The sequence below is a fragment of the Anaeromassilibacillus sp. An200 genome, from assembly GCF_002160025.1.
Taxonomy (GTDB): domain Bacteria; phylum Bacillota; class Clostridia; order Oscillospirales; family Acutalibacteraceae; genus Caccousia; species Caccousia stercoris.
The window spans coordinates 1-5,857 of record NZ_NFJU01000079.1; the positions used below are offsets into that span (position 1 = coordinate 1).

Consider the following 5,857-nt stretch of genomic DNA (forward strand, 5'->3'; position numbering starts at 1 on the left):
GACAGGTTTTGGCCTGCCGCTTTTTGTGCTGCGATGGTTTTTCATGAGGCATTGAAAACCTGTTTGTCAAGGTACACGCCCTCGCTACTTATTTTCGTAGCAAGGTACAATGCCGCACAGAGGCGGCGAAAATTTCTGCTTATATCTATCACCTTTCCTTTACCGTGTGCCGCTGCTGACGTTTCAGTTCCGCCAGTATATCCGGCGGGATACGGTCAACCAGCCGCTGTAAATTGTCCAGTTCGCTTTTCAGCTTTGCCCGTTCCATCGTATCTTTCATCTTTCCTTTTTCGCTGGCCTTTGCCCTTGCTTCCAACTTCTCATTCTCCGCCAGCAGGTCATTGATTGTGACCTTGTACTTTTTCAACTGCCCGGAGAAATTCTCCATCTGCGGGAACCACTTTTTCAGCATGGAGAGGGCTTCCTCTTTTTTCTTTCCGGCGTTCAGCGGGTTAATGCCGTCCAGTGTGGCTTCAATGGCTCTTGCCTGCCGGGAGAGGGAAACCGCCTGTTTGAAAAGCCGGGTGGGGATATGCTTCCGGCCTGTCCTGCTGGCGCTCTCCCCACGCTCCAAGTCAGGATATTTCTCCACCATATAGGCGTGAAAATCGTCCTGCCACTTCGTCAGGTTTGCCCGGTTGCCGATAATCTCCTTTGCACACAGGCGGTTGTCCTTTGTCAGCGGAACAAAGGTCAAATGCAGGTGGGGCGTTTTCTCGTCCATGTGTACCACCGCCGACACGATATTTTCCCGTCCTACCCGGCCAATGAGGAAGTCCGCCGCCCTCTGGAAAAACGCCTGTATCTCCTTTGGGGATTTCCCCTTGAAAAACTCCGGGCTGGCAGTTACCAGCGTATCGACAAACCGTGTGCTGTCCTTGCGGGTTCGGCACCCGGCCTGTTCAATGCGGTTTTGAATGAAATGATAGTACCTGCCCTCTGGCTTGACGATATGAAAGTTGTACTTGCTCCGGCTTGTGTCAATGTCGGGGTTGCTGGCGTATTGTTCTTTCTGTCTTTCGTGATGGGCTTCCAGCGGCCTTGCCGGGTTGCCCTTGTGCTTCTCAAACCGCAAAATTGCGTGTTGTGCCATTCTGCTCCTTTCCCCATTCCTTTCCTATCCGGGGTTTTCCACAGGGAAAATCCCGCAGAAATTAGCTCGGATAGGATTGGAATGGATAGAATATAAATAAATCTTTTTAATCTTTGTATTTCTATATACCGTCAGATTTCCGTACTTCAAGAGGATTGATTTTCGTACTCGCCAAGTACGGTTTTCAGCCCTCCGGCGTACCATAACCGGATTTCTTGAAGTCGGTGTTTGGAACCGCTTCATAGGATTTCGGGTAAATGCGGTTGGGTTTTCCACAGCCCTGTTTCTGGATTTCCACCAGCCCCGCATACTGCAACTCCCGCAGGGTGTTGACCGCTTTCTGCCGCCCGCAGCGGAGCAAAGCGACCACCTCGCAGATGGGGTAGTACAGGTAGACCCGCCCGTACTCGTCCGCCCAGCCGTTCTTCCGGGACAACTCCGCCCGGCGCAGGACAAAGGCATACAGCACCTTCGCTTCGTTGCTCAAGGGCTGGAATGTGGGTGCTTCAAAAAGGAAATTGGGGAGCCGGGTGAAACTGAACGCCTTTTCCGGCTGGTGAATATAAATCGTGTTTGTCATAGCGTGTTTTGTGGACGGTTAGAGGCCCGTTTTCCGGGGCGAATGATAAATGATACCAGCCGCCCCGGTTGAGGGCTTGCGGAGCCTTGCAAATCAAGGCTTTTCCCGCTCTTAACTGTCCACAGCAGACCTCCTTTTCCGTTCACTTTCTGTTTTCTGCCGCCTGTGAACTCTGGCGGCGCAGTCCGGGCAGTATTTGCCCCGGTTGGACTTCGGGACGAACACACCGCCGCACTCCGCACAGCGTTTCAAGTCCCTGTCCCGGTAAATCTCCGCTTCCAGCGTCCTGTCCAGCGGCAAGACCGCCCAGCGGAACCACTTGCAGCAGACGGAGAACGAAATCATCTGCGGACAGGCGCAGGTGTCGCCATCGTCCAGCGCAAGGCAGTTTCCGTCCTCGCAGTTGCAGCACTCCCGGCGTATCAGGCCGCTGGCTCGTCTCTTCTGGGGCGGGGTTATGCGGTAGGGGGAGCCGTCCGGCCTGTGTTCCAGCGGCGGCAGGTGTTGATAGGGTCTTTTGCTCATGCGTCCCTCCGTTTTCTTTGGCGTGTTCTGTTTCCAAGGTGCTTGTCCATCGATGAACTATCCCAAGTCTACACCTTTTTGACCGCCTGTGCCGTATATCCAAGAGGTAGGAAATCAGCCTGAAAAACTCCCTATTTCCACGCTCTCGGATTTGTGATATAATCAAAAAAAGATAAAAGACAAATTCAGGTTTCTGGTCTTCTTGCACAAAATAAAGGAGGAGCTATTATGCAAATTGTTTATATTCCAAGCGAATCAATGTCTGTTCAAGGTAAAAAAGATGAAATCTATAAAAGATATGGGAAAGACTGGAATATTAGAGAACAGGGAGGAGGTAACGGAAATTGGTTGTTGACCAGAAAAAGTGATGTGCTTGTAGATGGAAAAAGTTATCGTACTTTTGTACTTGAACACTACGGTAAATCCAAGCTGACAGCGAAGCTTGTTGATAAATTTCGTGAAGATGTAGCAAATGGTAAAATAAAACTGTAAATGCCTATGCCGTTATGCTATGAGCATAGTACATAGCATAACGGCTTCTCTTTCGTTGAGCTAGCAAGGAGGGTGAATATGTCTTTATCCATACAAGAGCGATTAAAAGACCTACGTGTGGAGCGTGGCTTGACGCTGGGGCAGCTTGCGGAGCAGACCGGGCTTTCCAAGTCTGCGCTGGGCAGTTACGAAACGGAAGACTTCAAGGACATCAGCCACTATGCCCTTATCCGGCTGGCGAAGTTTTACGGTGTGACCGCTGATTATCTGCTGGGGCTGTCTGAAATGAAAAATCACCCAAACGCCGATCTTGCAGACCTGCGTTTGAGTGATGAAATGATTGACCTGCTGAAAAGCGGGAGGATAGACAATACCCTGCTGTGTGAGCTGGCGGCGCACCCGGATTTCCCCCGGCTGATGGCTGACCTTGAAATCTATGTGAACGGAACGGCACTGAAACAGGCGCAGGGTGCAAACGCCATAGTGGACACGATGAGCGCAACTGTTATAAAAAAGCATAATCCTGGCATGAGTGATACGCAGTTAAGACAGCTTATCACCGCCCATATTGATGAGGACGAGTTTTGCCGCTATGTGATACAACGGGACATAAACGGGATTGCCCTTGCTCTGCGGGAAACACACAAGGACGATTTTTTCAGCGTCCCAGAGGATAACCCGCTAAAAGAAATGCTGGAAACTGCTGGTGAAATCGTCAGCCAGGACAGCGACACGGAACAAGCGTACTTGGCGTTTATCTGCAAACGGCTCAAGCTGAATTTTAGGAAGCTGTCAGTAGAAGAACGGAAGTGGCTGAAAAAGATTGCGGAAAAATCCGACTTGCTGAAGAATCCAAAACCGCAGAGAGGACGAAGATAAAAAATGCCTGAACGGCGGTTCTGGTTTTTCAGAACCACCATCCAGGCATTTTGTTTAGTAATAGAAAAAGGTGCAGTTGATTATTGCGTATTGTCAATCTCTCTCAAACCGGGTAGTAAAAATACGGCAAGCGCAACGATGATAATGCCAATTCCGCAAATGACAAACCATTTCTCAACTCCCAGCCGCTCCGCCAGAGGCCCGGAAATGACAAGGCCAAACGGCATGGCGAGGGAAGCGGCGCTTGTCAGTAGAGAAAAAACTCTCCCCAGATATTCTGGTTTGACCGTTTCTTGAAAAATCGCATTTTGCACACCGTAAAATGGAGCGGAAATTCCCATAACAGTACAGCACACAACAAAGACAAGAAATGCGTCTGGCGGCAAAAGCCCGGAGAGCATATTGCTAACGCCCATCAGGAGAACGGAAAGACCGATGGTGTACCGCCGTTTCTTAAAACCGCCCCAAATGCTCAGAATGACTCCGCCAAGCAGCATACCAACCGCAAAAGCAATTTCAGCGGCAGAGGCATGGGCCGGTGTTCCTTTGAAGTATGACATACAGATGAGAGGAAAAAGCGTACTGATTGGCATATAAAAGAACATATAAATTACACCAATCCAGAGCAGAGCAAAGAGGCCCCTGTTTTGCTTTAATACCACATACCCCTCTTTCATATCCTGTAAAAACTGTTGTCTTTTCGTTTCTGGACATAGTTCAGGCGTTGGTATGGACGAAATCGCAACAGTCACACAGGCAAGGATTGCACCCACAATATCTAACAATATAATTGCATTAAGAGGCCAAACAGCATATAAAAACGCTGCGGCAGCTGGACTGATAATCGCACTTACTGCTTGCATGGTCTGCGTGTAACCAGCGCATTTTGTAAGTTCCTCTTTTGGCACAATCATAGGTGTTGCTGCGCTGAATGCTGGAGAATGAAAAGCAGTTCCCGCACTTCGGATTAACAGGACAACCATAATAGACCATACGGGCAATTCCATGTAAAACGCCACCAGCGCCAGAATACCGCCAGCGGCGGCAATTATCAAATCCGCACCAATCATTACGCTTTTACGGCTGTGCCGGTCAACAAAAGCACCTGCAAACGGGCCTAAACAGGCTTGCGGCAAAAATCCAATCAGTGTTGCCGCCGTCAATATGATTGCAGAATTAGTTTTCGCAACCAAATAAAAGATAATGGCCATTTGCAAAATACCGCTGCTAATAAAGGATATTGCTTGTCCGGCAAGAAGTGTAAAATAAGTTTTTCTCCATGAATTGTTGTTTTGGGTCATAATGCGAACCTCCTTTTTTATTGCATTGTTCCTTTGTTTCTGCAATAAAAAGCAGGCGTTGTCCCACAGAGAGGGCAGACGCCTGCATAACAACAAAGCACGAAAAAACACCACGATACAGTTCAAAGACTGCTCGTGTCAAACCTACGTGTTCCTTTGCATACGCACGCAAAAAAAGCCCACCATCATGTGGAAAGGTACTTCTACTTTTTATTGCTTATTAGCGTACACAAATTAACACACGTAAGCCTCCTTCCAATCTCAAACTGTCGCACAGTATAACACACATCCGATAGACTTGTCAACCATTTTTAACCTTGTTTTCCATCTTGTTTTTCCATCTCTTACGGGCAGTAGCAAAGCCAGGCGAGCCAGTCAACGGTCAAGATGAACGGCGCTTTCAGCGCCGCCGTTGACAGTCTCGCCCGTCTTTGCTAATGGGTAATCAAGGCGGGAAAGCCATTTTAGGGCTTTCCCGCCCATTTCAATTTTGGGAGAAGAAAGGCCCCAAAATGAACGAGTGCGGCCAAACACTTTTAGGGATTGGCCACCTTGTCCACCCATCCAGCGGGGCGGCGGGGAACGGTCAAGGCCGGGCGTCAGCCCATTCATTTCAGCCTTGACGGTTTCCTGCCGTCCTGCTACTTTTCCCGGAGTGTGGCCACACATCTGGTCACGGTGTCCAGAGCTTTGGGACTTTTTGTCCCATAGGCCGGGGGCGGAGGACGAGGGACGGGGGCTTTCATAATACGCCCTGTCTGCTGCTGAAATCAGCCCTTTGTTTCCGGCTTACCAGCCCCAAACAAAGCCCTGCTTTCCTGCCGCGTCAAATGCCCTTGCCCTCCCCGGCGGCAACGGCATTTTCACGGCAACGCCGGCAGAGCGTATAACACACTACACTTTGCTTCGCAAAGTCGTGTGCCAAATGGGGGCGTTGCCCCCTTTGGAAACCCCCACAAGAAAAGGCGGTACGCTACCCCTCCACGG

At 49.8% G+C, this 5,857-nt stretch carries 6 protein-coding genes; 2 read left to right on the plus strand and 4 right to left on the minus strand.

Annotated elements, in window-relative coordinates:
• Positions 1-148: 148 nt before the first annotated feature.
• The 3 genes from mobV to B5F35_RS17350 all read right to left on the minus strand — a co-directional run bounded on the left by mobV (position 149) and on the right by B5F35_RS17350 (position 2,198).
• Complete coding sequence (gene mobV / locus B5F35_RS17335) at positions 149-1,093, minus strand: MobV family relaxase (RefSeq protein WP_002334814.1); 945 nt, start codon at positions 1,091-1,093, stop codon at positions 149-151.
• Between the two features lie 184 nt (positions 1,094-1,277).
• The gene (locus B5F35_RS17345; RefSeq protein WP_002575861.1) at positions 1,278-1,673 is read right to left on the minus strand and encodes a replication initiator protein A; all 396 of its coding nucleotides are present in this window, start codon (positions 1,671-1,673) and stop codon (positions 1,278-1,280) included.
• A gap of 111 nt (positions 1,674-1,784) precedes the next feature.
• Positions 1,785-2,198, minus strand: coding sequence for a cysteine-rich VLP domain-containing protein (locus tag B5F35_RS17350; protein ID WP_002575860.1), 414 nt, complete (start codon positions 2,196-2,198; stop codon positions 1,785-1,787).
• A gap of 228 nt (positions 2,199-2,426) precedes the next feature.
• Here B5F35_RS17350 and B5F35_RS17355 point away from each other — a divergent pair, with 228 nt between their 5' ends.
• Together B5F35_RS17355 and B5F35_RS17360 are read left to right on the plus strand one after the other, a co-directional pair.
• On the plus strand, positions 2,427-2,690 hold the full coding sequence (locus tag B5F35_RS17355) for a hypothetical protein (protein WP_002575859.1): 264 nt from the start codon (positions 2,427-2,429) through the stop codon (positions 2,688-2,690).
• Between the two features lie 78 nt (positions 2,691-2,768).
• Positions 2,769-3,569: a helix-turn-helix domain-containing protein gene (locus B5F35_RS17360; RefSeq protein ID WP_002575858.1), complete on the plus strand. Its 801-nt coding sequence runs from the start codon at positions 2,769-2,771 to the stop codon at positions 3,567-3,569.
• Positions 3,570-3,649: 80 nt separating this feature from the next.
• Here B5F35_RS17360 and B5F35_RS17365 read toward each other — a convergent pair whose 3' ends face one another.
• On the minus strand, positions 3,650-4,870 hold the full coding sequence (locus B5F35_RS17365) for a Mef(A)/Tet(V) family efflux MFS transporter (protein WP_002584949.1): 1,221 nt from the start codon (positions 4,868-4,870) through the stop codon (positions 3,650-3,652).
• Positions 4,871-5,857 lie beyond the last annotated feature (987 nt).

Excerpts from the sequence above, each read along its gene's own strand:
- B5F35_RS17365 (WP_002584949.1), bottom strand. The coding sequence starts at position 4,870 with ATGACCCAAAACAACAATTCATGGAGAAAAACTTATTTTACACTTCTT.
- B5F35_RS17355 (WP_002575859.1), top strand. The coding sequence starts at position 2,427 with ATGCAAATTGTTTATATTCCAAGCGAATCAATGTCTGTTCAAGGTAAA.
- B5F35_RS17350 (WP_002575860.1), bottom strand. The coding sequence starts at position 2,198 with ATGAGCAAAAGACCCTATCAACACCTGCCGCCGCTGGAACACAGGCCG.
- mobV (WP_002334814.1), bottom strand. The coding sequence starts at position 1,093 with ATGGCACAACACGCAATTTTGCGGTTTGAGAAGCACAAGGGCAACCCG.
- B5F35_RS17345 (WP_002575861.1), bottom strand. The coding sequence starts at position 1,673 with ATGACAAACACGATTTATATTCACCAGCCGGAAAAGGCGTTCAGTTTC.
- B5F35_RS17360 (WP_002575858.1), top strand. The coding sequence starts at position 2,769 with ATGTCTTTATCCATACAAGAGCGATTAAAAGACCTACGTGTGGAGCGT.